Annotated in this window: 22 protein-coding genes, 1 tRNA gene and 1 riboswitch; of the genes, 9 read left to right on the forward strand and 14 right to left on the reverse strand. The window is 66.2% G+C overall.

Annotation, left to right across the window (positions count from 1 at the left end):
* Positions 1-211: 211 nt before the first annotated feature.
* The gene (locus B9Z03_RS13935) at positions 212-1,225 is read left to right on the forward strand and encodes an NADP-dependent oxidoreductase (RefSeq protein ID WP_085464757.1); all 1,014 of its coding nucleotides are present in this window, start codon (positions 212-214) and stop codon (positions 1,223-1,225) included.
* 17 nt (positions 1,226-1,242) lie between these two features.
* On the opposite strand, the gene B9Z03_RS13940 is transcribed toward B9Z03_RS13935, so the two are convergent.
* From B9Z03_RS13940 to B9Z03_RS30030, 4 genes are all read right to left on the reverse strand, one after another.
* Positions 1,243-2,352 (reverse strand): pyridoxal phosphate-dependent aminotransferase, encoded by a 1,110-nt coding sequence (locus B9Z03_RS13940; protein WP_085464758.1) that lies wholly within the window; start codon positions 2,350-2,352, stop codon positions 1,243-1,245.
* Positions 2,353-2,464: 112 nt separating this feature from the next.
* Positions 2,465-3,646 (reverse strand): porin, encoded by a 1,182-nt coding sequence (locus B9Z03_RS13945; RefSeq protein WP_085464759.1) that lies wholly within the window; start codon positions 3,644-3,646, stop codon positions 2,465-2,467.
* Positions 3,647-4,199: 553 nt separating this feature from the next.
* The gene (locus B9Z03_RS13950; RefSeq protein WP_085464760.1) at positions 4,200-5,354 is read right to left on the reverse strand and encodes a porin; all 1,155 of its coding nucleotides are present in this window, start codon (positions 5,352-5,354) and stop codon (positions 4,200-4,202) included.
* Positions 5,351-5,566, reverse strand: coding sequence for a hypothetical protein (locus B9Z03_RS30030; protein WP_210191371.1), 216 nt, complete (start codon positions 5,564-5,566; stop codon positions 5,351-5,353). Before B9Z03_RS30030 ends, B9Z03_RS13950 begins: the two co-directional genes overlap by 4 nt.
* Positions 5,567-5,722: 156 nt before the next feature.
* Positions 5,723-5,923: riboswitch (cobalamin riboswitch) on the forward strand.
* A 122-nt stretch (positions 5,924-6,045) separates the two neighbouring features.
* On the opposite strand from B9Z03_RS30030, the gene B9Z03_RS13955 reads away from it, so the two are divergent.
* The 8 genes from B9Z03_RS13955 (at position 6,046) to B9Z03_RS13990 (ending at position 14,803) form a co-directional block, all read left to right on the forward strand.
* A complete protein-coding gene (locus B9Z03_RS13955) occupies positions 6,046-7,875 on the forward strand; it encodes a TonB-dependent receptor plug domain-containing protein (RefSeq protein WP_085464761.1) in 1,830 nt (609 codons plus the stop codon).
* 221 nt (positions 7,876-8,096) lie between these two features.
* The gene (locus B9Z03_RS13960; protein WP_244561745.1) at positions 8,097-8,933 is read left to right on the forward strand and encodes an ABC transporter substrate-binding protein; all 837 of its coding nucleotides are present in this window, start codon (positions 8,097-8,099) and stop codon (positions 8,931-8,933) included.
* Positions 8,930-9,916, forward strand: a complete 987-nt coding sequence (locus B9Z03_RS13965) for a FecCD family ABC transporter permease (protein WP_085464762.1) — start codon at positions 8,930-8,932, stop codon at positions 9,914-9,916. Before B9Z03_RS13960 ends, B9Z03_RS13965 begins: the two co-directional genes overlap by 4 nt.
* A 2-nt stretch (positions 9,917-9,918) precedes the next feature.
* Positions 9,919-10,698, forward strand: coding sequence for an ABC transporter ATP-binding protein (locus B9Z03_RS13970; protein ID WP_085464763.1), 780 nt, complete (start codon positions 9,919-9,921; stop codon positions 10,696-10,698).
* Positions 10,695-12,131 (forward strand): TonB family protein, encoded by a 1,437-nt coding sequence (locus tag B9Z03_RS13975; protein WP_085464764.1) that lies wholly within the window; start codon positions 10,695-10,697, stop codon positions 12,129-12,131. The genes B9Z03_RS13970 and B9Z03_RS13975 overlap by 4 nt, the downstream gene beginning before the upstream one ends.
* Positions 12,132-12,203: 72 nt before the next feature.
* Positions 12,204-12,294 (forward strand) — tRNA-Ser (locus tag B9Z03_RS13980).
* A gap of 164 nt (positions 12,295-12,458) precedes the next feature.
* Entirely contained in the window at positions 12,459-13,652 is a 1,194-nt protein-coding gene (locus B9Z03_RS13985) for a GGDEF domain-containing protein (RefSeq protein WP_085464765.1), read from the forward strand.
* Between the two features lie 128 nt (positions 13,653-13,780).
* Positions 13,781-14,803, forward strand: coding sequence for an NAD(P)-dependent oxidoreductase (locus B9Z03_RS13990; RefSeq protein ID WP_085464766.1), 1,023 nt, complete (start codon positions 13,781-13,783; stop codon positions 14,801-14,803).
* A gap of 31 nt (positions 14,804-14,834) precedes the next feature.
* On the opposite strand, the gene B9Z03_RS13995 is transcribed toward B9Z03_RS13990, so the two are convergent.
* From B9Z03_RS13995 to B9Z03_RS14040, 10 genes are all read right to left on the reverse strand, one after another.
* Complete coding sequence (locus B9Z03_RS13995; RefSeq protein ID WP_085464767.1) at positions 14,835-15,725, reverse strand: amidohydrolase family protein; 891 nt, start codon at positions 15,723-15,725, stop codon at positions 14,835-14,837.
* Positions 15,722-16,843 carry a vWA domain-containing protein gene (locus tag B9Z03_RS14000; protein ID WP_085464768.1) on the reverse strand — a complete coding sequence of 374 codons (1,122 nt, stop codon included), beginning with the start codon at positions 16,841-16,843 and terminating at the stop codon, positions 15,722-15,724. Before B9Z03_RS14000 ends, B9Z03_RS13995 begins: the two co-directional genes overlap by 4 nt.
* Entirely contained in the window at positions 16,840-17,715 is an 876-nt protein-coding gene (locus tag B9Z03_RS14005; protein ID WP_085464769.1) for an AAA family ATPase, read from the reverse strand. The genes B9Z03_RS14000 and B9Z03_RS14005 overlap by 4 nt, the downstream gene beginning before the upstream one ends.
* Before the next feature lie 175 nt (positions 17,716-17,890).
* Positions 17,891-18,898 (reverse strand): xanthine dehydrogenase family protein molybdopterin-binding subunit, encoded by a 1,008-nt coding sequence (locus B9Z03_RS30425; RefSeq protein ID WP_085464770.1) that lies wholly within the window; start codon positions 18,896-18,898, stop codon positions 17,891-17,893.
* A gap of 1 nt (position 18,899) precedes the next feature.
* Positions 18,900-20,267 (reverse strand): xanthine dehydrogenase family protein molybdopterin-binding subunit, encoded by a 1,368-nt coding sequence (locus tag B9Z03_RS30430; RefSeq protein ID WP_085464771.1) that lies wholly within the window; start codon positions 20,265-20,267, stop codon positions 18,900-18,902.
* 10 nt (positions 20,268-20,277) lie between these two features.
* A complete protein-coding gene (locus B9Z03_RS14020; protein ID WP_085464772.1) occupies positions 20,278-20,760 on the reverse strand; it encodes a (2Fe-2S)-binding protein in 483 nt (160 codons plus the stop codon).
* A 47-nt stretch (positions 20,761-20,807) separates the two neighbouring features.
* Positions 20,808-21,605, reverse strand: a complete 798-nt coding sequence (locus tag B9Z03_RS14025; protein ID WP_085464773.1) for an FAD binding domain-containing protein — start codon at positions 21,603-21,605, stop codon at positions 20,808-20,810.
* Between the two features lie 20 nt (positions 21,606-21,625).
* Positions 21,626-22,069: an SRPBCC family protein gene (locus B9Z03_RS14030; RefSeq protein ID WP_085464774.1), complete on the reverse strand. Its 444-nt coding sequence runs from the start codon at positions 22,067-22,069 to the stop codon at positions 21,626-21,628.
* A 101-nt stretch (positions 22,070-22,170) separates the two neighbouring features.
* Positions 22,171-23,001 (reverse strand): helix-turn-helix domain-containing protein, encoded by an 831-nt coding sequence (locus tag B9Z03_RS14035; protein WP_085464775.1) that lies wholly within the window; start codon positions 22,999-23,001, stop codon positions 22,171-22,173.
* Positions 23,002-23,074: 73 nt separating this feature from the next.
* Positions 23,075-24,283: an NADH:flavin oxidoreductase/NADH oxidase gene (locus tag B9Z03_RS14040; RefSeq protein ID WP_085464776.1), complete on the reverse strand. Its 1,209-nt coding sequence runs from the start codon at positions 24,281-24,283 to the stop codon at positions 23,075-23,077.
* Between the last annotated feature and the right edge of the window lie 205 nt (positions 24,284-24,488).

The raw sequence follows: 24,488 nt of genomic DNA on the forward strand, positions 1-24,488 counted from the left end.
CCCAATAGGTGCAGTAATAAAACGATCGTTCATTTAATTCAAGGTGGACGGGCGACGTGTGACGACGGTAGCCGGCGGAGCGCCCGGCCCGCCCTCATATATGTGAAGCGGATACGGGAGGCTGGCATTTCAGGGCCGGGTCGGGCATCTGAGGACGGCATCCGGCCCTCTGTCTCGAGGTAGGGTCGGATCGTCAGATGGAGGATATGCGATGCCCACGAACACAAGGATCGTTCTCGCCGCACGGCCGCAGGGGCGCCCGAAGCCGACCGATTTCCGCATCGAGACGGTCGATGCGCCTCAGCCGGCGGAAGGGGAGGTGCTGCTGAAGATCCTCTATCTCTCGCTCGACCCCTATATGCGCGGTCGCATGAACGACGCCAAATCCTACGCCAAGCCGGTGGACATCGGCGCGGTGATGGAGGGTGGCACGGTCGCCGAGGTGATCGCGTCGCGAAATCCGAAGTTCGCCGTGGGCGACGTCGTGCTGTCCCATTCGGGCTGGCAGAGTTTCGCGATCTCCGACGGCGCGGGGCTGCGCAAGCTCGATGCCTCCGCCGCGCCGCTGACCACCGCGCTCGGCGTGCTGGGCATGCCGGGCTTCACCGCCTATGCGGGCCTGCTGACCATCGGCAAGCCGCAGCCGGGCGAGACCGTCGTGGTGGCGGCCGCGAGCGGCGCGGTCGGCTCGGTCGTCGGGCAGATTGCGCGCATCAAGGGCTCACGTGCCGTCGGCATCGCGGGCGGGCCGGAGAAATGTGCCTTCGTGCGCGACGAGCTGGGCTTCGATGCCGTCGTGGACCACAGGTCGCCCGACTTCGCCGCCGAGCTCGCCGCAGCCTGCCCGGACGGGATCGACGTTTATTTCGAGAATGTCGGCGGCCATGTCTGGGACGCCGTCTTCCCGCTGCTGAACGAATTCGCGCGCATTCCGGTCTGCGGTCTGATTGCCCAGTATAATGCCACCGAGCATGCGGGAACGGATCGCCTGCCGACGATGATGCGCGAGGTGCTGAGCCGTAGTCTCAACATTCGTGGCTTCATCCAGCGCGAATTCGTCGACCAGCGGAAGGATTTCTATCGCGACATGGCGGGCTGGATCGCGGACGGAGCTGTGCGCTACCGCGAAGACATCGTCGATGGGCTGGAAAACGCGCCGCAGGCCTTCATGGGACTGCTGGAGGGCAAGAACTTCGGCAAGCTGGTGGTGCGCGTCGCTGCTTAGGCGATGTCGCGTGACGCTCAGTTGCCGCGCGCAGCGGCGAGCGCGCCCGGCAGTTCCTTGGCGAAGATGGCGAGTTCGTCCTCCGGCCCGGTGCTGACCCGGATGCAGCGGTCGAGCCGAGGGGCCATCGGCTTGCGCACGAACACGTCGCGGTCGATCAGCGACTGCATGACCTTCAGGGCGAAGGCGCCGTCGCCGCCGCAGTCGATCGTGACGAAGTTGGTCGCGGAAGGCAGCGCGGCGAGGCCGTTGTCCGCGGCAATGCCCTCGATGCGCCGTCGGCCGTCGGCGATGCGCGCCAGCACGTCCGCGAGCCATGCCTGGTCTGCGATCGCAGCGGCAGCCGCGACCTGCGTCATGCGGCTCATGCCGAAATGGTTGCGCACCTTGTCGAAGGCGCGGATCGTCTCTGCCTCGCCGATCGCATAGCCGCAGCGCATGCCAGCGAGCCCATAGGCCTTGGAGAAGGTGCGCATGCGCAGCACGTTCGGCCGGGCGGGGTCGAGGGGAGGGCGCGAGGAGGCGGGCGCCATTTCTGTATAAGCCTCGTCGAGCACGAGCAGCGTTGTGTCCGGCAGCGCCTCGATGAAGCGCTGGATCTCGCCGCCCTCCCACCAGGTTCCCATCGGATTGTCGGGATTGGCGAGATAGACGAGCGGTGCGGCTTCGCGCTTCACGGCCTCGAGCAACGCCTCGATGTCCTCGCGATCATCGCGATAGGGCGCCGTAACGAGCCGGCCGCCGAAACCCGCGACGTGGTAGTTGAAGGTGGGATAAGCGCCGAGCGAGGTGACGACCGGCTGGCCCGGTTCGACGAAGAGGCGCACGACGAGGCTGAGCAGGCCGTCGATGCCTTCGCCGATCATGATGTTTTCAGGCGCGACGCCATGATGAGCTGCCACGAGCTGCCGCAACTCGAAATTCTCCGGGTCGGAGTATTTCCACATCTCGGGAGCAGACGCTGCGATCGCATCCGCAACGCGCGGCGACGCGCCGAAGCCGTTCTCGTTGGCGCCGATCCGGGCACGGAACGGCCGCCCGCGCTGCCGTTCCTGCGTTTCCGGTCCGACGAAGGGAACCGTGGCCGGCAGCGACTGGGCAAGGGCGGTGAGGCGGGGGCGGGTCATGGAGCGGCTCGACGTTGGGCAGGCTCTCCTTAGTGAATTCGGTGCAGCGCAACAATCGCCCAAAAAGAAACGCCCGGCGCGAGGCCGGGCGTTTCGAAACAGTCCGCAGCGATCAGAAGAAGCGGGTGAACCGCAGGTAGCCGGACACGGTGCCGTCGAGCGTCTCGATCTTGTCGTACTGGACCTCCGAGCGGACCTCGAAGTTGGTGACCGGCACCCACACCAGCGACAGTTCGGCCGACTGGCCGTTCAGGCCCGTCTTCACGTCCCTGCCGCCCTCGTAAAAATCGCTGAAATACTGGTAGCCAACCGAGGCGCCGAACGTCTCGGTGAACTGGTGCCCGTAGGACGCCAGGATCGACCATTCGGAATTGCCGTTGCCGCCGAACGCGTCTGCCGCCGGACCATGCAACGTGCCGTAGGTGTGGTCGCCGTCGGCGTAGTAGCCGATCAGGCGGAAGGACGAACCTTCCATGTTCGGCACGTTGACCTGAAGACCGAGCGAGGCGCCGAAACCGCCGCTATTCACCGTGTACACTCCAGGAGAAACTTGATAGAGAGAACCGTCGAAGCTTTCATCGTACCCGATACGGCCCCACACACCGCCCCAGCCGCCAGCATAGCCGAGCACGGCGACAACATCAGGCATGAAGCCCTCATTGTTGTCGAGCGCACCTGCCCCCGCATAGTTGTCGTCTTCCAGCGAGAGCACGCCGAAGAAGCCGTTGCGCTCGAAATTGTACTGCATGATCGCGCGGCGCTGGTCGCCGAAGGACATTGCATTGTCGGAATGCGATCCGAACGTTCCCACCTCTCCGACGACCGTGTCGGACCAGGCCGATTCGGAATAGCCGGCGCGGAAACCGCCGAGGCTCAGCCATGCCTGGTGAATTCCAACCGGGCCGTCATTCGCTCCGAGCCCAGAATACGATCCAGTGCCACTCCAATCGGCTTGCAGGCGGATATAGGACCGCAGCGTACCCCATTCAGTTTCGGAACGAGCATCGAAGTTCACGCGCGCACGAACGCCCTTGTTCCAGCCGTCCGGCTCAAAACCATTATAGTTAGGCGTTTCGCCGTCGCTCGCCGCGCCGATTTGGTACCAGACATAGCCAGAGATCTGCAGGCAGGTTTCGGTGCCGGGGATGTAGAAGAAGCCAGCGCCATAGGCATCGCAGACGCGGACATACTCGACCGGTTCGGGTTCCGGCGCCAGCACTGCGTCGGCCGCGAATACGGCGCCGGGCGAGACGGACAAGGCGCCGGCGATGGAGAGGAATTTCAAGGACTTCATGGTTTACCCCGGTTTGCAATTCATCAGGCCGGGCATCCTGTGTATGGCTGAAGCCCGGCTTACGCGCGACCATTCACCGAATCAATCCACGCGTAATGTAATAACGTTACAAGCACGCCCACCGACGCGAAAGCGCTTTTATGAGCCTGTTAGACGAATGGAACCTGGAATTGCATCGAAGCAACACCAGTCCCCCACGCTTCACGCACCATAGAATATATATGACAAAGATTATCAAGATAAATTGCTGCGAAACCGATCACGCTTGGTAGCTCGTTGCGATGGCAGGTTGAGCTACGGGCTGTGCGACGCCTCGCTCCGCAATCCGCTATTGTCGGCGAAGCCGCGCTGACGTCAGGCCTCGTCTGCTGAAGTGGAGCCTTGGACTATTCGTGACCGACACGTCCTTCGGTCAGAGGAAGGTCGGTCCGGTGAGCACGTAGCCGCCTGGCTATTGTCCATAAGCGCGGAGTCGGCTCCGTGCACCTAATATGCAACGGAAAGGGCCCGGCGGTTTCCCGCCGAGCCCTGGAATATCACGCCAATCCGTGGATCAGAAGAAGCGCGTGAAGCGGAGATAGCCGGACACCGTGCCGTCATCCACATCGTTGTCATCATAGTTGAGTTCGGTCCGAACCTCAAAGTTCGTAACCGGCACCCACACCAGGCCGAGGTCTGCCGACCAGCCGTCAACGCCCGTCGAGATGTCAGTTCCAGCGACATAAAAGTCGTTGAAATACTGCACACCGACCGATGCGCCGAAGGTCTCGGTGAACTGCTGATAGTAGGATGCCAGGACCGAGAACTCAGAGTTGCCCATCGTGGAAAACGCCGTCCAGCTGCTGCCCGCGCCATACTGATGGTCACCATCGGCATAGTAGCCGATAAGGCGGAACGAAGAACCCGGCATGTTCGGGATGTTGATCTGGGTGCCAATCGATGCGGCAAATCCGCCATCATTGAAACCACCGAAGCCGTCCGACGTGCCATCAAAGCTCTCGTCATAGGCTGCGCGAGCCCACACCGCACCCCAGCCGCCACCATAACCGACAAGGGCCACAACATCCGGCACGTAACCCTCACCATCAAGCGCGTCATCTTCGAGCGAAATGGTGCCGAAGAAGCCGTTCGACGAGAAGTTGTACTGGATCAGAGCACGTTCCTGGTAGCCGTAGTAGAGGCCACCCCAGGTATGCGAGCCGTAGCTCGAGATTCCGTTGACCGTCTCGGCCCAAGCCGACTCGGTGTAGCCCATGCGCAGGCCGCCCAGTTCGATATAGGCCTGATCGATGCCGACCGGTCCGTCGTTAGTGCCGAGGCCGGGGTAAGAGCCCGTGCCGTTCCAATCTGCCTGCAGGCGGATGTAGGAGCGCAGCGTGCCCCATTCGGTCTCAGAACGCGCGTCGATGTTCAGACGGGCACGAACCGACTTCATCCAACCGTCTTGCTGAGAGACGCCATAGTTGTAGGACGGGGTATCGAAAGCATTGTCATAGCTACCAGTCCCAACCTGGTACCACACATAGCCCGAGATCTGCAGGCAGGTCTCGGTGCCGGGGATGTAGAAGAAGCCCGAGCCGTAGGCGTCGCAGACGCGAACGTATTCCACCGGCTCCGGCTCGGGCGCCATGACGGCGTCCGCAGCATTCGCGCCGGTCACCGCCGCGAGGGCAGCCGCCGAGCCGAGAAGAAGGCCCTTGATGTTCATGTTATGCTCTCCGTTTTCGAAGTGTCCCGAAAGCGCCAGCGGTCGGCTGCTGTGCGTCCCTTGCCGAATTTGTGCGGGACTTCCTTTGCCAGTTCAACAGAAACGTCGCCGTTTGGCCGCATTTTCGGCCGGTTGCGGCGGCCCTGTTGCGGAAATGTGACGGCCGCCTGACTGCGAATTGTGCAGATGGCGCGGTTTCGGTCGATCTGCATCCGGCTTCGACCTTCAGCGCGCATTTCCAGGGCATCGGCCGTCCAGTCGAAGCGTCTCGAATCGCTAAAGAATCGGGGAGTTGGCGCCTCGCAGACTTCCCTGCGCCATCCGCTTCGCCGCATTGCCGCATGATTGACCGCGCCCGGGCGGCTTGTTACGAGATTTCTGCCGAAGGTTTCCGCGTCCTCGGGGCGCGGATGAAAAGGGAATACGGAACGGGATCCATCCCCAGGCCGTAGCTGCCCCCGCAACTGTGAACGGTGAGGTGCATTCACGAAGCCACTGGGCAATGCCCGGGAAGGCGAATGCGCCGACGAGCCGTGAGCCAGGAGACCTGCCTTCGACGTCACCTTCCGGATGCGGGGAGCTTCCGGGGCTGTCTTGAACAGCGGTGACGAGAAGTCATCGCTGGGCCGGGACCGCAACACCCCACCAGCGCCAACGCAATCTGATCCGGCACGGACCGGTGGGGGATGATATGAAGGTTTACGGGGCAAAGACACTCGCATTGGCGGCGCAGACGGCGCTTGCCGCAATTCTTCTTGCGGGTCTGGCGCCGGCCGGTGCGCAGGAAATCGACATCGGCGAGATTGTGGTGACGCCCAACCGCGCGCCGGGCGACAAGGCCAAGACCGGCTCCAAGGTGGAGAAGATCACGAAGAAGGAGATCGAGGAGAGGTCGCAACCGACGGTTATCGACTATCTCGACACTGTTCCCGGCGTCGCGATCAGCCAGCCGGGCAGCGTCGGCGGCGAGGGATCCCTTGCCGTGCGCGGCCAGCCGAAGCGCTATGTGAAGACCCTGTTCAACGGCATCGATATCGGCGACCCGACCGCGCCGCAGGTCCAGACATCCTACCAATACCTGCTCACCGGCGGGATCGAGGAGATCGAGGTTCTCAAGGGATCGCAGAGCACGCTCTATGGTTCGGAAGCGATCGCGGGCGTGATCAGCCTTTCGACGCTGACGGACTACAAGATCGGCGTGCAGCACCTTTTCCATATCGAAGGAGGCTCCAACGGCACGGCGCTTGGCCGCTACGGCCTGCGCGCCGCGACGGAGACGTCTCGCGCGGGGATAAACATCACCGGCTTCCGCACCGACGGCATTTCGTCGGCGGCGAACGGCACAGAACGTGACGGCTACGAAAACGTCACTGTCGACGCCGCGGCCGAGCATCGCTTCAACGAGAATTTTTCGGTGTTCGGTTCGCTCCTCTACATCAATGCCTCGGCCGAGTTCGATGATTCCTTCCCGATCGGCGACAATCTCACCGCGACCAACCACAGCCGCCAGTTGGCCGGGCGCATGGGCTTCAATCTCGATCTCATGGACGGCCGGGCGCGCAACACCGTCTCGGTGCAGGGTTTCGACATCGACCGGTCGATCACCGGCACGTTCTTCGACGGGGAATATCTCGGTGATCGCGTGAAGGCCGACTATCAGGGGGCCTTCGACGTGACGGAGCGGATCACGCTCCAATACGGCGCCGACTACGAGCGCCAGTCGATCGAGGTGCCCGGCGCATCCGCCGATTTCACCATCGGCGGCGTATGGGGACAGGTGGTTTTCCAGCCCGTCGACAGCCTGACGCTGACGGCCGGCGGCCGCTACGACGATCACAGCGCGTTTGGAGGATACGGAACCTATCGCGCTTCGGCGTCCTATGCCTTCCCGACCAATACCCGCCTCCACGCTTCGCTCGGCACGGGCTTTCGCGCGCCGAGCCTGAACGAACTCTACGGTCCGTTCGGCGCCAACCCGCTCCTGCAGCCGGAGACGAGCATCAGCTACGACATCGGCGTCGAGCAGAGGCTGGCGGACAATCTGATCGCCGACGTCACGTTCTTCCAGATCGATATCGATAACCTGATCGCCTATTCGGGCCCCGGCTACAATCAGGTTCCCGGCGTGACCACCTCGCGTGGCGTCGAGACGTCTGTCGCCTGGACGGCGAACGAGTGGCTCAGCCTCGCCGGCTCCTACACCTACACGGATTCGCACACGGCAACCGGCGCGCGCAACATTCGCATCCCGCGCCATGCGATCGGCCTGTCGACGGTCGTGCAACCGGCTGAAAAGTGGACCATTTCGGCAAGCGGTAAGGTCGCGCTCGACACGGTCGATTCCGGGGATTTCCAGCTGGACGACTATTTCCTGCTGAACGCGAAGCTTGCCTACAAGCCGACGGAGGCGACCGAGGTGTATGTCCGTGTCGAGAACGCCTTCGACGTCGACTACCAGACAGTGCGGGGCTACGCGACGCCGGGCTTCTCCGCCTTCACGGGCGTGAAGGCGACGTTCTGATGGATGAGCGTCCGGCGGCAAAGGGGAAAGGCAGCGTTCCTTCGCGCCCTCCTCTGTCCTGCCGGACATCTCCCCCACGCGGGGGGAGATTAGCTATCGAGATTGGTTTCGCCAGTCTCCGGCGGAGCAAGGTGGGCGAACGCGCCCACGCTGCCAATCTCCCCCCATGTGGGGGAGATGTCCGGCAGGGCAGAGGGGGGCGCCGTAGAGCGCCGCTCCTGTTGCTTGGTCTGATCCTGAACCTCGCGGGCGCCGCGGTCGCCGCGCCGCCGGCCCGCGTCATGTCGCTCAACGTCTGCACCGACCAGCTGGCCATGCTGCTTGCCGCGCCCGGCCAGCTCGTCTCGGTGTCGGAGCTTGCTTCGGACCCTGGCCTTTCCTTCCATTCCGCGCTGGCTGCCTCCTATCCGCACAATCGCGGCCTGGCGGAGGAGGTGCTGGTGGCGAAGCCGGACGTTGTAATCACCGGCGCCTATTCATTGCACAACACCACGCCACTGCTGCGTCGCCTGGGCTATCGCATTGAGGAATTTCAGTATTCTCAGACGCTGGACACGATCCCGGGCGAGATCCGGCGCATGGGGGCGATCCTCGGCGCGACAGCACGCGCGGAGGAGATGGCCACCTCATTCGAGACCGAGTTGTCGGGCATAGAGGCCGGGCGATGCGGGACGCCGCCGACCGCGATCGCCTATGACCAGAATGGCATCGCCATGGGTGCCGGCTCGCTGGTCGATTCGGCAATGCAGGCCGCCGGCCTGCGCAACATCGCGGCCGAGCTCGGCTATTCCGGTATGGCGCCGTTTCCGCTCGAACTGTTAGTCGAGAAGAAGCCCGACATCGTCGTGCTGCCCGAGCCGCTGGCCGACACGCCGGCGCTGGCCGACCTGATTGCCTCGCATCCGGCGATCCGGGCGCTGGGGCAAGGCACGCTGCGCATCCATCTGCCCCGCGGCTCCGCTTCGTGCGGCGGCCCGTTCGTCATCGAGGCAGTGAAGGCATTGGTCGAGGCGCGGCGGCGCGTCGTCTCCTGCCCGGCCGGCGGGGCCGCGCCATGAGCCGCGGCGTGCTCATCGGGTCACTCGCTGCCGCGACGGTCGTTTTCTTCCTGCTGTCGCTGCTGACCGGGCCCGCGAGCTACGGCCCGCTGGAGAGCATCCGGGCGCTGATCGCCGGCGGTGACGAGGCGGCCGCGATCATCCTGCGCGAGATCAGGCTGCCGCGCGCACTGCTCGGTCTCATGGTGGGCTTCGGCCTCGGCGCATCCGGCGCGGCACTCCAGGGCTTCCTGCGCAATCCGCTGGCCGAGCCCGGGATCATCGGCGTCTCGGCGTCGGCGTCGCTCGGCGCTGTGACGGTGTTCTACAGCGGCCTTGCAGGCGCCTCGATCCTGGCCTTGCCTGCCGGCGCGCTTGTCGGGGCCGCCGTGTCGGTTTTGCTCCTGCTGGGCATTGCTGCCCGCCATGGTTCGACGCTGACGCTCATTCTCTCCGGCGTCGCGCTGTCCAGCCTTGCCGGCGCGCTCACGTCGCTGGCGCTCAATCTCTCGCCGAACCCCTTCGCCAGCTACGAGATCATCTTCTGGCTGCTCGGTTCGCTGAAAGACCGCTCGATGGTTCATGTGCTGATCGCGCTGCCGCTGATGGTCGCGGGGGCCGCGCTGCTGTTCGCGTCGAGCCGGGCGCTCGATGCGCTGACGCTGGGCGAGGAGAGCGCCGCCAGCCTCGGCATCGACATGCGCCGGGCGCGTCTGTTCGTCGTGGGTGGCGTGGCGCTGATGGTGGGAGCGGCCACCGCCGTCGCGGGCGCGATCGGCTTTGTCGGCCTCGTCATGCCGCACCTGATCCGGCCGCTCACCGACCGCATGCCCGGCAGCCTGATCCTGCCGGCGGGACTGGGTGGTGCGGCGTTGCTTCTCGCCGCCGACGTTGCGGTGCGCGTCGCAATCCCCGCGCGGGAACTCAATGTCGGCGTGGTCACCGCGCTCATCGGCGCGCCGTTCTTTCTCTGGCTCGTCGCGCGTACAAAGCGGGAGACGTAGTGATGCGGCTGTCGGCACTTGAACTCTCGGTCAGCCTTTCCGGCCGCAAGGTGCTGGACGGCGTTTCGTTCGACCTCGAACCGGGTCAGGTGGTCGGATTGCTCGGGCCGAACGGCGCTGGCAAGTCGACCCTGATGCGCGCGCTTGCCGGCCTGATCGAGACGCCGCAGGTGCGGCTGGGCGACCGCGCGCTGTCGGCGATGGGCTCGACCGAACGCGCGCGAAAAATCGCCTTCCTGCCGCAACAACGCTCCATCGGCTGGGCGCTGGCGGTCGAGCAGGTGGTCATGCTCGGGCGCATCCCATGGCGCGGCTACGGGCAGATACCGTCCGAGGCAGACGAGGCGATCGCAGCGGATGCGATGCGACTGCTGCGCGTCGACGGGCTGGCCGCGCGGCCCGCGACCGAACTGTCCGGCGGAGAACAGGCGAGGGTGCTCGCTGCCCGTGCGGTCGCTCAGGACACGCCGTTCCTCATCGCCGACGAGCCGGCGTCCGGGCTCGACCCCGCACACCAGATCTCGATGATGCAGGCCTTCCGCGCGGTCGCGGCGAAGGGGCGTTGCGTGCTCGTCTCGCTGCACGACCTGACGCTCGCGGCGCGCTGGTGCGACCGGATCATCGTGCTGGATGGTGGCCGGGTCGCCGCGGATGGCGAGCCTGAAACAGTGCTCAACGCCGCATTGCTCCAGTCCGTTTATGGTGTCACCGCCCATGTCGCGCGCGACGGCGGCAAGCTGGTGCTTGCGCCGCTCGCCCTGTCGCAGGCGAGGCAGCCGTGATCCAGTGGCCGTCGATCCAGCCGGCGAAGACGAACGGGACGGAGCCCGAACCCGTCGCGCTCCCGGTCGAGGCAGCTTCCGACGTTGATGGATTTCGATTCGAATTTCCGCGGCTTGCGCGCGACGGCGAAAGTTCCGGGGAAACCTCGCCCGACATCGCTGCGCCGGGCGTGGAAGTGGCGACGCCGCTCGCCAGGACGCGTTGGAACGTCGCCGCGTTGGCCGTGTCGCTGGTCTTCCATGCGGTCGCCGTCGCCGGGCTCGGCATGCTGGTCTGGCATGAGGGTGTCGAAGCTGAAACGGACGCCATCTCGGTCGAGATCTTCGCGGATCCGGCACCCCACCCCTCGGATGTTGCCTCCATCGCCGGCGACGCCGAGGAGACGCAGGATGCGGCTGCGCCCGCCGACCGGCCGGAGCCGGACGCGCAAGATGCCGAGAGGCAGGCCGAGGTCGTCGAAGCGCCCGTCACGGAGCAGGCAGAGCCGCCTTCCGCCGATCCCGTCGCTCCGGCTCCGCTGCCGCAGTTCGAGCCCCTGCCGCCGCTGACGGAGATGGAGATTGCTCAGACTGCTCCGGCCGCGGCGACCACGCCCGAATCGGCAGCCGATACCGATCTCGCAGCCGCCACGCAGGATGTATCGCCGCCGTCTCAGCCGGCAGCCTCGTCCTCCGAGGGCGCCGCAATGCCTAGGGATGTCGTCAGAGAGCCGGCAGCGGAGGAGCCGCTCGAGGCCGAGAAAACCGACGAGGCGAAAGCGGAGGCTCCCGTTCTCGCCGCGCGCCCCTCGCTCGAATCGATGCTGCCGGCGATAGCCGTGCCCGGACCGCCGCTCTTTCCGCCGGAGCCAGCACCACCGGTTCCGGCAAAAAAGGCCGACGCACCGAAGACCACCAGTCCTGTCCCTGTCGAGATAGATCGCAAGGCACCGGCCAAGGCGGCGCATGTGGAGAGGAAAGCGGAGCCGACCAGATCGGCCAAAGCCCAGGAACAGTCCCGCAAGGCGGACACGAAGCTGTCCCGGCGGGCGGAAAAACCCGAACGGCGCGAGCGCAGTTCAACTGCGCCGACCGGCGGGGCCAAGGCCAAGGACAAGTCCCGGACGGCGAGCCAGGCAGGATCCGTCGCCTCCGCCGCGGCGACGTCGGGTGATCGCGACTCCTACGGCCGCAAGGTCAACGGCCATGTCCAGCGCTACAAGCGTTATCCGGACGCTGCCGCGCGCGGCGGCATGAAGGGTGCGGTGAAGGTGTCTATCAGCATCGGCGGGTCGGGCAATCTCGCCTCCGCGCGGGTCACGTCGAGCTCCGGCTATCCGGTGCTCGACAGCGAGGCGCTCGCCACCGTGCGCCGCGCAGCACCCTATCCGAAGCCGCCGGCGAGCTTCGGCGGCACGGCGCGCTTCTCGCTGACGCTGCGCTACAGCCGGTAGCTTCCGGCCGTTTCGCGATTTCGCGAATGCGTTGTTGATTGTGCCCGGGCTTTTCAGTATCGGGAAGCCACCGGAGAGGTGGCCGAGTGGTCGAAGGCGCTCCCCTGCTAAGGGAGTAGAGGTCAAAAGCTTCTCGTGGGTTCGAATCCCATCCTCTCCGCCAGAATTTCCTTTGCGCAGCTTCCGCCGTTTGCCGCGGCGATGGCGACCGGCCGGCGACCTTCGCCCGTCCGGGACGTCATGCTCAAGATTTGATTAAAAAGCCGCGTCGAGGGTTAGCGGGGAGCAAGCAACAGTTTTGTAGAACTGGCCGTTCGGAGGTGCGTCGTGTCGACGAATGTCTATGTCCTGCTGCTCAATCCGGCGATCGCCTGCATCCTGGCATCGGCGATGTTGATCATCTGGTATCATCGGCCGAGCGCGGGCGCCATGCGGACGGCTGCGATCGGCCTCTTTGCGTTCGCCGTGGCATTCGTCGTTCAGGACATCGTCCCCGCGATGCCGTACGGGCTTTCGAACCTGTTCACGAACCTGGCGTTCCTGGCCGCCGTGACGCTCATCTGTGTCGCGGTCATCGAGATGGCGGGCGGCAAGGTGCCATTGCTCGCCCTCGGCCTGACGGCTCTCGCGACAGTCTGCGCCATCCTGTGGTGGCTTTATGTCGACAACGACCTGACGGCCCGGATCCATGTGATGAACGTGTCGCATTCCGTCATGGCCCTGGTGACGCTGATCGCCACCTTCCGCTCAGGGTCGCCGGGGTGGGGCAGATCCCTCACGATCGCCGTATCGATCCTTGCGCTCATCAACTTTTCCTGGCGTCCTCTGCAGGTGATCTGGGAAGGCAATTTCTACGCGGACCGGAACGCGCTTCACGATTCCATCTACTGGAACACCACTCGCCTCGGCTCTCCGATTTTGGCCGTGTTCGCAGCCCTTTCGCTGCTCGTCGGCCTCGCCGTCGTCCTGATCAAGGAACTCAAGCTGGAGGCCCGCCTCGACAAGCTCTCGGGCTGCCTCAACCGCCGGGGCTTTGAGGAGCGGTCGCTGCATCTCCTCCAGGCGCCCGACCGCCCCATGCTGCGGCTGACGATGATCGTCGCCGACATCGACCGTTTCAAGCAGATCAACGACACGCTCGGCCACGCGACGGGCGACGCCGTGATCCGCACATTCGGCCGGACGCTGAGTGACGCCATGCCTTTCGACGCCGTCGTCGGCCGCATCGGTGGCGAGGAGTTCGCCGTGCTGCTCGCGGGCGAGGGGGCAGACCGGGCATACGACATCACCAGATCGTTCCAGAAAGATCTTTCCACAGCGCTCGAAAGCCAGGGCCTGCCGCCCGCCACGGCAAGTTTCGGCATTTACAATTGCGGCTATCAGGACGACCTCAGCACCATCCTGAGCCGGGCCGACCTGGCGCTGTACGAGGCCAAGAACGACGGCCGGGACGCCATCCGGATGCACCACCCGCGGCTGCGGACCGTTCGAACGAGAGCGAAGAAGGCCTCAGGCTCCTGAGCGCTCGCCGTGCTCGCTGGAGCCGGGCATGTTCCCTTTATCTCGCTTCCAGCTTGCAGCTCTTCGCAGGTCGGACTTCCTGTTGCTTTCGTTCCGATCTCCGTTGGATGCCTTTCGACAACCGATGGATGGCGACGGTGCGGCCACCCTCTTCCACGGCAGCGCGCGTGTGCCCATGGGGCGGGGCGACTGGGTCTTGCCTGCCACGCCGGGCTCGGCCACACCTGCCACGGCATCGTGGCCGCCATCGGGATGCCGCGTCGAACGAGGAGCAGGGGATGAATGAACGGGTCGGCATGATCGGCGTGGGCCTGATGGGCCACGGGATCGCGAAGAACATCGCACTGAAGGGCTGGGGCCTGCGCTACCTGCGCCATCCCGGCAACCAGCCGACGGACGATCTCGACCGCGCGGGCGCAAAAGGATGCGACACGGCGGCGGAGCTCGCCGGCGCGAGCGATATCCTCGTCCTGTGCGTGACCGGCACGCCGCAGGTCGAGGACGTGCTTTTGGGCAGCGGCCGGGTGCTGGAGGCGCTACGCCCCGGCATGGTGGTGGTCGACTGCTCGACGGCCAATCCGACCTCGACCGTGTCGCTCGCCGCGAAAGTGGTCGAGAAGGGCGCCCATTTCGTCGACGCTGCGATGACCCGCACGCCGAAGGAGGCGGAGGAGGGCAGGCTGAACCTTCTCGTCGGCGGCGAGCCGGAGGTCGTCGCACAGGTCAGGCCGCTGCTCTCGGCCTTTTCGGAGAACATCTTCGAGGCCGGCGGCGTCGGAACCGGCCACCAGCTCAAGCTCCTGCACAACTTCGTCTCGCTCGGCTCGGTGACGCTGATCGCCGAGGCCGTCGCTTGCGCCGGCAAGGGTGGCGTGTCGATGGACGCGCTGGTGGAATGCCTCGCCAAAGGCGGCGGCGGCGGGGTCGCGCTGGAGCGACTGCGCCCCTACATCGAGGTCGGCGAGACGGCGCAGCTGCGCTTCTCGATCGCCAATGCGGCCAAGGACCTGTCCTACTATCGCCGGCTCGCGGAAGACCTCGGTGCGGCGGATCTCGTCGCCGAGGGCGTGTCGCGGACGCTGGAAGGACTTGTCGGCCGCGGCGAGGGCCAGGCTTTCGTGCCGGAGGCGGTCAGGCTGCTGCAAGATTGACGCCCGACGATCGCGCACCGGCTCGCGCCGCCTATGCCGGCCGATACACCCGTTCGGCCGTGTTCCAGAAAATGTTCTCCCGATCCTGCGGCGGCAGTTTCGCCGCGGCCGCGACATGGGCGGCGACCAGCGAAGCGTAGTCGGTCCACAGCTTCTCGATCGGGAAGTTTGAGCCGAACATCAGCCGGCGGCTGCCGAGGATGGCGTTGGCACGGTCGACGATGAATGCGATCAGGTCAGGGTCGTTGCGGTGGACGAAGGTGCCCAGGCCGGACAGTTTTGCGGAGAAATTGTCGAAGCCTGCCATGGCGGCGAGGCCGGCTTCCCACGCGTCCGCCGTCTTCGCTTCCCGGTCGACCAGCATGCCCGTATGGGTGAGAATGAAGTCGATCTCCGGATTCTCCCCCACCAGCACCGCGCCGTCGCGCATCTGTCCCGGGAACAGCTGGAGATCGAAGGAAAACCCATAGTCCTTCAGCCGCGCCACGTTGCGCCGCACGGTCGCATCGATCACCTGGTCGGCCGAGGCGGCGAAGCGGAATTGCGGGGTCTCGTGCCAGTGCAACTGCATGCGCACGCCGCGCACGCGCGGATAGGCCTTCAGCCGGTCGAGCTGCGGACGCACGTCGTCCACCGTCATGTCGGCATAGGCGACGATGGCATGCGGCCATCCGGTCGCGTCGGCGGTCTCCTGCAGCCAGGCCGCCTCCTTCTCGAAATCCTCTTTCGCCCAGTTGGTCTGGACATAGACCGCCTTCTCGACGCCGGTGCCCGCGCGGTCCGCGAGATACTCGCTCATCGGATAGTCGCGGCGGATCGGCTCGTAAGGCCCGAAGATGCGCGGCACCATCGGGCCCACCAGCCAGGGCTGATCCGCCTGCCGCCAGATATGGAAATGGGAATCGATGATCTTCTGCGTCATGAGGCCCTCCAGAGTGTCGCCGCGGCGGGAGCGGGGCGGGCGAGCGACAGAAGGAAATCTGACAGCGCCTCGACCGACGATCCGTCCACGAGGTCGTCCAGCCAGGGCAGGATCGCTTTCAGCGCCGCGGTCTCCGGGCGAAAGCGCGGATCGCCTGCCAGTGGCGTCGCCAGCGCCAGCCGGTGCGCGCTCCCCGAAAGCCGCCGGAACGCGGTCTCCATCTCGCCATGGCCGCCGCGCTCCAGTCCGTCGGAGAGGACCACGACGGATGCGCCCCGTACCATGGCCGCATAGCGCGGCACCGAAAGGAAAGCGGCAAGCGACGGCCCTATCCGCGTGCCGCCGTCCCAGTCGTCGACGAGCGCTGCCGCCTTCGCCAGCGCCTGCGCGCGGTCGCGGATGCGCAGCGCCGGCGTGATGCGGGTGAGCCGCGTGCCGAAGGTGAAGACCTCGGCCCGGTCCGCCGCCTGGACGGCCGCGTGCGCCATGCCGAGATGGTCCGCCGTGTGCAATTTCATCGATCCGGAGACGTCGATCAGAAGCACCAGCGGACGCGAGACGCTCTTGCGTCGCCGCAACGGCGGGTCCGGCACGTCGCCGTCGGCGCGCACGATCAACCTGAGCGCACGGCGCAGGTCGGTCGCTCCGCCGGAGTTCACTCTTTCGGACCGGAACGAGCGGCGCTTCGGCAGCGCGGCGGCGAGCTGCCGACGCAGTTCCGCCAGCCTATCCCCGTCACGCCGGAAGCTGCGCGTCCCGGCCTGGTCGATCGCGGAAGCGAGCGCGCCGCCCGCTTCCATTCTGGGCGCCGCCGCTGCCTGTTCGAGGTGGCCGCGATCATCCTTCACCTCCGTCTCCTCGTCGTTGCCGTCGGCCACGAGGCCCTGCTCGCCGTGGAAATAGGCGCGGAACAGCACGTCGAACTCGCCGCGCCGGTCCGGATCGATGGCGAAGGTGGCAAGCGCCGCGAGGCGGATGTCGTCGATCGTGCGCGGCCCGAGCAGCGTGATCGAGCGCATGAAGGCTTCCGCCTGCTCCGGCGCGATCCGGAAACCGAAGCTGCGCAGCAGCCGGGCGAAGCCGGGAAAAGGGCGGGCGGCGCGGGGGAGCGCGTTCATGCCAGCGCCTCCTCCAGGATCGCGTCGAGTTCGGGTGCGAGGCAGGCGAGGTCCTCCTCGTCCTTGACCACCACGCCGATCGCCCGACGGAAGGCTTCCGGCCACGGGCTGCCGGATTTTTCCAGCACCGTCGCCGCATTCGCCCATTCGACCGCCTCGGCGATTCCGGGCGGCTTGGCGAGCGGCCGGCGGCGGATGTCGCGCACCGCGCTCGCCACGGCCCTGGCCGTCTCGCGTGCCACCTCGCCCGCGCGCAGCATGATGATCTCCGCCTCGCGCGCCGCGTCGGGATAGCCGATCCAGTGGTAGACGCAGCGGCGCCGCAGCGCCTCGGCAAGCTCGCGTGTGCGGTTGGAGGTGAGCACCACGACCGGCCGCGTCGCCGCAGCGATCGTGCCGCGCTCGGGGATGGTGATCTGGAAGTCGGACAGGAACTCCAGCAAAAGCGCCTCGAACTCGTGGTCGGACCGGTCGATCTCGTCGACCAGGAGCACGCGGCGCTCCGGCGCGCGCAGCACCTGCATCAGCGGCCGGTCGATCAGGAAACGGTCGTCATAGATGTCGACCTCGCGCTCGCCCGCCTGCCGGATCGCGAGAAGCTGCCGCTGGTAGTTCCATTCGTAGAGCGCATGCGCGGCGTCGATGCCCTCGTAGCACTGCAGCCGCACCACCTCGCGTCCGAGCCCCGAGGCGATCGCCTTCGCGGCCTCCGTCTTGCCGACCCCCGGCGCGCCCTCCAGCAGCAGCGGCTTGCCGAGCCGGATGGCAAGGAAGACGGCTGTGGCGAGCCCGTCATCGGCAACGTAGCGCGCCGTTCGGAGCAGGGAGGAGACGTCGTCCGGTGACGTCATTTCGGGGGCGGGGGGCGTCATGGCCGCTTCTGCCGGAGATGATGCGGCGCCCCCTCCACCGCCTTCGGCGGTCCCCCTCCCCCGTAAACGGGGGAGGATCCAGGTCGAGGCCGGCCGCAGCGCCGGATCCTCCCCTGCGAAGCGGGGGAGGGGGACCACGCGAAGCGTGGTGGAGGGGGCGGACCTATCCGCATCCTTAGGCCGCCGCGCGCTTCGCCTTCAGCGCGCGAAGAATCTTCTCCGGCGTAATCGGCAGCGAATCGATGCGCACGCCGACGGCGTCGAACACGGCGTTGGCCACCGCCGGGATCTGCGGATTGGCGCACATCTCGCCGACGCCTTTCGCCCCATACGGCCCGTCCGCCGCCGGTCGCTCCAGCACGATCGTCTCGGTCTCGGCGAGGTTTCCCGGGCCCGGCATCAGATATTCGTTGAAGTCGCGCCCGCCATGCTCCCGCGCCGGATAGTAGGGCTCCGTCGTCTCGTAGAGCGCGTGGCTGATGCCCATCCACGAGCCGCCGACGAGCTGCTGTTCGACCATGCGCGGATTGAGCGCGCGGCCGACCTCGAAGACGTTCTTGACCGACACGACGTCGACTTCGCCGGTCTCGTCGTCCACCTCGACATCCACCACCGTGCAGGCATGCGCGTAGCAGGTCGCGGGCTTCATCGCGCCGGTCTCGGTCTCGGGGAAGGAGCGCGGCACGAGGAACATGCCGCGCCCGGAGATCGAGCGGCCATACTTGAAATGCGCGGCCAACGCCGTGTCGAACACCGAGATCGCCTTCTGCGGCGCGCCTTTCACGTGGATCATGCCCTTGCCGTCGGTATCGAGGTCGCCGGCGTCCACTTCCAGCGCCTCGGCCGCCACTTCCAGCATCACCTGCCGCGCCTCGCGCGCCGCTTGAGCCACCGCGTTGCCGATGCGGTGCGTGCCGCGGGAGGCGAAGGTGCCCATGCAATGCGGCCCGGTGTCTGTGTCGGCGGTGTCGATGGTCACCTGCTCGGTCGGGATGCCGATCGTCTCGGCGCAGATCTGCGCCATCACCTGCCGCAGCCCCTGGCCGAGGTCGACCGAGGACAGCGTCACCATGAAGGCGCCGGTCGGCGTCGAATGCACCAGCGCCTGGCTGGGGTCGCCGCCGAGGTTCATGCCGGTCGGATAGTTGATCGCGGCGACGCCGCGCCCGCGTCTCAGCGCCATGTCACGCCTCCCTGCGTTTCGACGACATCTTCATGAAGCGCTCCGCCACCGGCCAGCCGGCGGCGATCGAGGCTTCCTGCATGCATTCGACAAGTGCTGCCCCCTCGGTCGGCTGGCGATGCGCCTTCATGTCGCCGTCGCGATAGGCGTTGATGAAGCGGAATTCGAGCGGGTCCATGCCGATCAGCCGCGCCAGCTTGTCCATCTGCACTTCGAGCGCGAAGTCGGCGATAGTGACGCCGAAGCCGCGCATCGCCGAGGACGGCGTGCGGTTGGTGTAGACGCAATAGGTGTCCACCCAGACGTTCGGGATCGTGTAGGGGCCGGGATAGTGCGCCGCGCCCTTCTGCGCGCCATAGGGCGAGTGGCGCGAATAGGCTCCCGCATCGGTGTAGCCGGTGACCTGGCGGGCAATGATCCGCCCGTCCTTCATCACACCGTCCTTGATGATGATCGTCTCGGCTGCGCGCGGCGAGGAGATCTGCATCTCCTCCTCGCGGCTATAAATGAACGACACCGGCCGGCCGGTCAGCCGCGCCGCCAGGATGGCGATCGGCTCGACAGTTACGTCCACCTTGCCGCCGAAGCCGCCGCCCACCGTGCCGCCCACCATGTGCAGCTTGTGGCCGGGCATCTGCAGGATGATCGAGGCGTTGTCGAGCGTGAAGAACATCGCCTGCGTGTTGGTGTAGCAGGTGAAGCGGTCGTTGCCCTCGGGTGCCACGATGCAGCCGGTCGTCTCCGTCGGCGCCTGCTCGATCGGCGAGGAATGGTAGGTCTCCTCCAGCACGAAATCGGCTTCCGCGAACCCTTTCTCGACATCGCCGAAGCGCACTTTCCGCGATGCGCCGCTATCGTAGCGATAATAGTTCTGGCTGTGATGCTCGTTGACCAGCGGCGCGCCTTCCTTCAGTGCCTCCTGCATGTCGAAGACGGCCGGCAGCACCTCGTAGTCGATCTTCACCTTTGCCGCCGCCTCGTTGGCCGCGCGCTCGCTGTCGGCCAATACCGCCACGACCGCCTCGCCCTTCCAGCGCACCTTGCCTTCGGCCAGCACGTGCTCGTCCGGCGGACCGACCTGGATCAGGATCAGGATCGTGTAGAGGTTCTGCGGCACGTCCTTGGCGGTGAGGATGCGCACCACGCCCGGATGCTTCTCCGCCTCCGACAGGTCCATTTCGCGGATGCGCGCATGATGGTGCGGGCTGCGCACCATCTTGAGGTGCAAGAGATTCGGAAAGGTCCGGTCGGCGAAGAACGCGGTCTTGCCGGTCACGTGATTGGGCACGTCGGACCGCTGCAGCGACTGGCCGATCTCGTTCAGGTCGTCCTTGCGCTCGTCGGCGAAATAGCTCTTGCGCAGTTCCATCAGGACCTCCTCAGGCCGCGTTCTGCGAGTTCGACCGCGCGGCCGACAGGATCGCCTGGATGATCGGCTCGTAGCCGGTGCAGCGGCAGATATTGCCCGAGATCGCCTCGATCACGTCCTCGCGGCTGGGGTTCGGCACGCGGGCGAGCAGCGCCTTGGCGGCCATGATCATGCCCGGCGTGCAGAAGCCGCATTGGGCTGCGAAGCCGTCGAGGAAGGCGCGCTGCAGCGGATGCAGGATGCCGTCGCCGGCCAGTCCCGCCGTCGTCTCGACATGCGCGCCATCGCAGGTCTCGGCGAGCGTCAGGCAGGAGAGTTTCAGCTCGCCGTCGACGATGACCGAGCAGGCGCCGCAGGTGCCCTGGTGGCAGCCGCCCTTGGGCGATGTGTCGCCGAACCGGTCGCGCAGCGCGTTGAGCAGCGTCAGCCCGCCGTCGATGAACTCCGCGCGCTCCGTGCCATTGAGCGTGAGCTGGACTGGTACCTTCGCCATGTTTCCTCCCTGCGTGGCTCTGGCTGCGTCGGGTGTTCGGGTCCGCGTTACTCCAGGAGAAGGCGTCCAAGATGCACGGGCAGCACTTCCGCCCGGTACCAGCCGCTGGCGATGGCGTCGGTGATCGGCGAAGCGCCGTCAGTGGCCAGTGCCAGTGCCGCGGCGATGCCCTCGGCGCTCCGCGCCTTGCCCGACAGCGCTGCCTCCGCCGCCCGCGCGCGCATCGGCCTGTCGGCCATGCAGCCGAGCGCGATCCTTACCGACCTGATCGCGGCGTCCTCCTCCTCGATGACCGCCGCGATTGACAGCACGGAAACGCCCTTGGGCTTCACGCGCGAAACCTTCTTGAAGCGGAACGCTGCGGCCGCCGGCAAGGTGAAACTCACCCCGGTCACGATGCGCCCGCGCGGCAGCGTATCTCGACCCGTAAGAAAGGCCTCGATCGGCTGGTCGCCATCGGAAAAATGCACGGTCGCGTCGAGCGCCAGCAGCGCCACTGCAAAGTCGCCATAGGGCGCGGCAGCGAAGAGATTGCCGCCCACCGTCGCCATGTTGCGGACGGCAGGCCCTCCGACCGCGCGTGCCGCCGGTGCGATTGCTGTAAGGCGAGGATCGCGGGCGATCCCCGACATGGTGACCGATGCACCGAGCCGGACCTGTTCTCCGTCGATCGTGATTGCCGTCAGCGCCGGATCGGTCACGCGCACCAGTTTCGAGAACGACACATCGCCCTCGTTGTTCGCCCGCACCGCGAGCGTGCCGCCGCCAAGATAGCGTGCGTCGACTGCGGCGAGTGCCGCGGCAGCGTCGGCGACGGAGGGGAAGCTCTGCAGGGTCAGTCCCATGGCGGCCTCCTATTCCCGGCTCAGCTTTGCCCTGAGAAATGCGCCTTCAGCGCGTTGAAACCGCCCTGGAAGACGTTGTCGCCCATCCCCTTGGCAATCTCGTCACCCTTGTCGGCCGGCGCGTCGAACGTGCTCGTCCAGATCGCGAAGGTGCGGTCCCCGTCCGTCACGCGTTCCAGCTTCAGCGTCGCCGTGTGGTTCGAGATCGGGGCCGGGTGCTCGATGATCGAATAGGTGGTCAGGTGGTCGGCGTCGGAGAAGGCGGTGAGTTTCTCGCGGATGGTCGCCCCCGACGCCACCTTGAATTTGCGGACGCAGCCGATCTCGGTCGCCTTCTTGCCGTCTTCGATCTCACTCTCGACCATGCGTGGATGCCAGGAGGGCAGCCCGTTGAAGTCGCGGATGCGCGCCCAGACCTTTTCGATGGGAGCGTCGATGACGCTGGAGATGGTGACCGATGCCATGTTCGCCTGCCTCGCGGGTTGGATGAGGTCAGGCTAGGGCGGCGCCCGCTACGGCGCTTATCAAGGAGTCTTGCGGACTTATCGATCCGTCTGAAAATCGTTCACAGCCCGGCGCGCGCCGCTTCTCGATAGAGCGTCGGGGGCACGCCGGCATGGTCGCGGAAGAAGCGTGAGAAGTTCCCGGCGGTGGTGAAGCCGAGCTGGCACGCCACCGAGATCAGCGGCTCCTGTGTCGAACGCAGCTGCCGCAGCGCCTCGTCCATCCTCAGCGTGTTCCAGTAGACGTTGGGCGTCAGCGAGGTCTGCTCCTTGAACAGCGCGAAGAAATGCGGCCGCGACAGGCCGACCTCGCGCGCCACATCGTCCAGGCTCATCCGCTCGCAGACATTGCCCTTCATCAGCTCGATCGCCTTGCGGATGCGGTGGTCAAGCATGGCGTTTGCCCCAAGGCCGCGCAGCCGGCGCGGATGCGCCTCGTCCGCGGCGTCGAACAGGCTGTCGATCAGCCGTTCGATCTCGTAGGGAGCCAGATCGTCCAGCCCGCAGTCGTCGCAGAGCTGGTCGAGCAGGGATGCCGCCGCGCGGTGCAGCCAGGGCTCCAGCGGAATGGTCGGCTCGACAAAAAGCGGCGCGCCGGAGGGTAGCCCGCGCCGCAGCCGCGCCCAGGCCGGGTCGATGTAGAAGGCGAGGAACAGGCCGGCGCGGCCTTCGCAGGCGAGGTCGTGGCTGTGCGGCTCGAGCGGGTTGATCGCCGCCGCCGTCGCGGCACCCAGATTTACCGCGCCGTCGCCGATGGTCATGCGACCGGCAGCACCCTCTATCCAGACAATGATATGCGCTTCCGGATGCGCGTGAGTGACGAAATCGCTTTCGACGTTCAGCACAGACACATGCCCGAACGCGCCCTTGAAGAGCCGGATCGAGGTGGCCATCGTTTCCTCCCGGGGCGCTTGTTCTGTCGTTTTGCCCCGTCTTCGGAAATCTTTGTCCTCAACTCGGCGCGCGTCAAGCCGCCGTCGAAGGCTTTTCCGGCGCCGCCGGCCTGTCCCACGACGACACGCTCTTCGGCCGGTCGAGCTGCTGCGTCGTCGCCGGCGGCTTGGCGTCGGGATGGACGAAGCCGAAGCCCAGCCAGTTGTTCGGCCGCGCGCGGATATATTGCGGCGGGTAGCGGATGTCCGCGCCGAGGGCCGCCGCCGCATGCAGGCCCCAGCGCGGATTGTCGAGCATCGGCCGCGCGAGCGCGACGAAGTCAGCCTCGTCGGAAGCGACGACCGCCTCGGCCTGTTCGGGCTTTGCGATCATTCCCACCGCCATCGCCGCCAGTCCGGTTCCCTTCTTGATCGCGGTCGCGAACGGAACCTGATGGCCCGGCGCCGCGGGCGGGATCGCAATGCCCGGCTTGATGTTGCCCGACGACATCACGACGTAGTCGAGACCTTCCGTCTCCAACGCCCTCGCAAGATCGACGGCGTCGTCCAGCGTCGAACCTTCCGGCGTCCAGTCCGTGCTGTTCATCCGGAAGCCCAGCGCCTTGCTGCGTGGCCATACAGCGCGAACGGCGCGCACGATCTCGATCGCGAACCGGTTGCGCCTGTCCGCCGATCCGCCCCAGCCGTCGGTGCGAAGGTTGGTGATCGGCGACAGGAACGAGTGGATCAGATAGCCGTGCGCGCCGTGGATCTCGACCAGGTCGAATCCAGCGCGATCGGCCCGCACGGCAGAGTCCGCGAAAGCCTGGATGATGTTCCGGATGCCGTCCTCGGTCAGTTCCTCCGGCACCTGCCAGCCAGCATCATAGGCGATGGGGGAGGGCGCCACGGGCTTCCACGCGCCTTCCTCCGGCGGCAGCGGCTCGCCGCGCCAGCGCTCGGGGATGGTGCGTGTCGCGGCCTTGCGTCCGGTGTGGGTCAACTGGATGCCGAGCCTGGCAGAAGAGAGTTTGTTCGCCTGCGCGACGAGAGATCCGAGCGCTTTCTCCTGCTCGTCGGTGTAAAGGCCCAGGCAGCCATGGGTGCCGAGGCCGGCTGCCTCGACGGAGGTGGCCTCCATGATCACGAGGCCGGCGCCCGACATCATCAGGTTGCCGATGTGGATCAGGTGCCAGGGCTGCGCCACGCCGCGCTCGCCGCTATACTGGCACATCGGCGAGACGACGATGCGGTTGTCGAGATCAAGGCCGCCCAGCCTGCCTTGGGAAAACAGCGCGCTCATTCCGGTCTCCTCCCGATGCCGCTCCAAACGCCCTTTTCCCCGAGCCTCCGCCTGCATGCAAACGGCCGTCGCATGCATGTCCGACTTTCAAGGATATGAAACTCTCTTACTCATCCGAGTTTGAATTGACTCCACAGCCTTCCGCCGGGATTTTCCGCCGCAAGATGCCGCGACCCTTCCGGGGACAGCGGTCGCCCAGGAGGAA

This window comes from Mesorhizobium australicum, from assembly GCF_900177325.1.
GTDB classification, from domain to species: domain Bacteria; phylum Pseudomonadota; class Alphaproteobacteria; order Rhizobiales; family Rhizobiaceae; genus Mesorhizobium_A; species Mesorhizobium_A australicum_A.

Bases quoted from the DNA above. Each gene is read 5' to 3' on its own strand.
- B9Z03_RS13950 (WP_085464760.1), bottom strand. From the start codon at position 5,354: ATGAACATCAAGGGCCTTCTTCTCGGCTCGGCGGCTGCCCTCGCGGCG.
- B9Z03_RS30430 (WP_085464771.1), bottom strand. From the start codon at position 20,267: ATGGAACTGCGCAAGAGCTATTTCGCCGACGAGCGCAAGGACGACCTG.
- B9Z03_RS14025 (WP_085464773.1), bottom strand. From the start codon at position 21,605: ATGGGACTGACCCTGCAGAGCTTCCCCTCCGTCGCCGACGCTGCCGCG.
- B9Z03_RS30425 (WP_085464770.1), bottom strand. From the start codon at position 18,898: ATGGCGCTGAGACGCGGGCGCGGCGTCGCCGCGATCAACTATCCGACC.
- B9Z03_RS14000 (WP_085464768.1), bottom strand. From the start codon at position 16,843: ATGAACGCGCTCCCCCGCGCCGCCCGCCCTTTTCCCGGCTTCGCCCGG.
- B9Z03_RS14005 (WP_085464769.1), bottom strand. From the start codon at position 17,715: ATGACGCCCCCCGCCCCCGAAATGACGTCACCGGACGACGTCTCCTCC.
- B9Z03_RS13940 (WP_085464758.1), bottom strand. From the start codon at position 2,352: ATGACCCGCCCCCGCCTCACCGCCCTTGCCCAGTCGCTGCCGGCCACG.
- B9Z03_RS14020 (WP_085464772.1), bottom strand. From the start codon at position 20,760: ATGGCGAAGGTACCAGTCCAGCTCACGCTCAATGGCACGGAGCGCGCG.
- B9Z03_RS13995 (WP_085464767.1), bottom strand. From the start codon at position 15,725: ATGACGCAGAAGATCATCGATTCCCATTTCCATATCTGGCGGCAGGCG.
- B9Z03_RS13970 (WP_085464763.1), top strand. From the start codon at position 9,919: ATGCGGCTGTCGGCACTTGAACTCTCGGTCAGCCTTTCCGGCCGCAAG.
- B9Z03_RS13945 (WP_085464759.1), bottom strand. From the start codon at position 3,646: ATGAAGTCCTTGAAATTCCTCTCCATCGCCGGCGCCTTGTCCGTCTCG.
- B9Z03_RS13965 (WP_085464762.1), top strand. From the start codon at position 8,930: ATGAGCCGCGGCGTGCTCATCGGGTCACTCGCTGCCGCGACGGTCGTT.
- B9Z03_RS13990 (WP_085464766.1), top strand. From the start codon at position 13,781: ATGGCGACGGTGCGGCCACCCTCTTCCACGGCAGCGCGCGTGTGCCCA.
- B9Z03_RS14030 (WP_085464774.1), bottom strand. From the start codon at position 22,069: ATGGCATCGGTCACCATCTCCAGCGTCATCGACGCTCCCATCGAAAAG.
- B9Z03_RS30030 (WP_210191371.1), bottom strand. From the start codon at position 5,566: ATGCAGATCGACCGAAACCGCGCCATCTGCACAATTCGCAGTCAGGCG.
- B9Z03_RS14040 (WP_085464776.1), bottom strand. From the start codon at position 24,283: ATGAGCGCGCTGTTTTCCCAAGGCAGGCTGGGCGGCCTTGATCTCGAC.
- B9Z03_RS13955 (WP_085464761.1), top strand. From the start codon at position 6,046: ATGAAGGTTTACGGGGCAAAGACACTCGCATTGGCGGCGCAGACGGCG.
- B9Z03_RS13935 (WP_085464757.1), top strand. From the start codon at position 212: ATGCCCACGAACACAAGGATCGTTCTCGCCGCACGGCCGCAGGGGCGC.
- B9Z03_RS14035 (WP_085464775.1), bottom strand. From the start codon at position 23,001: ATGGCCACCTCGATCCGGCTCTTCAAGGGCGCGTTCGGGCATGTGTCT.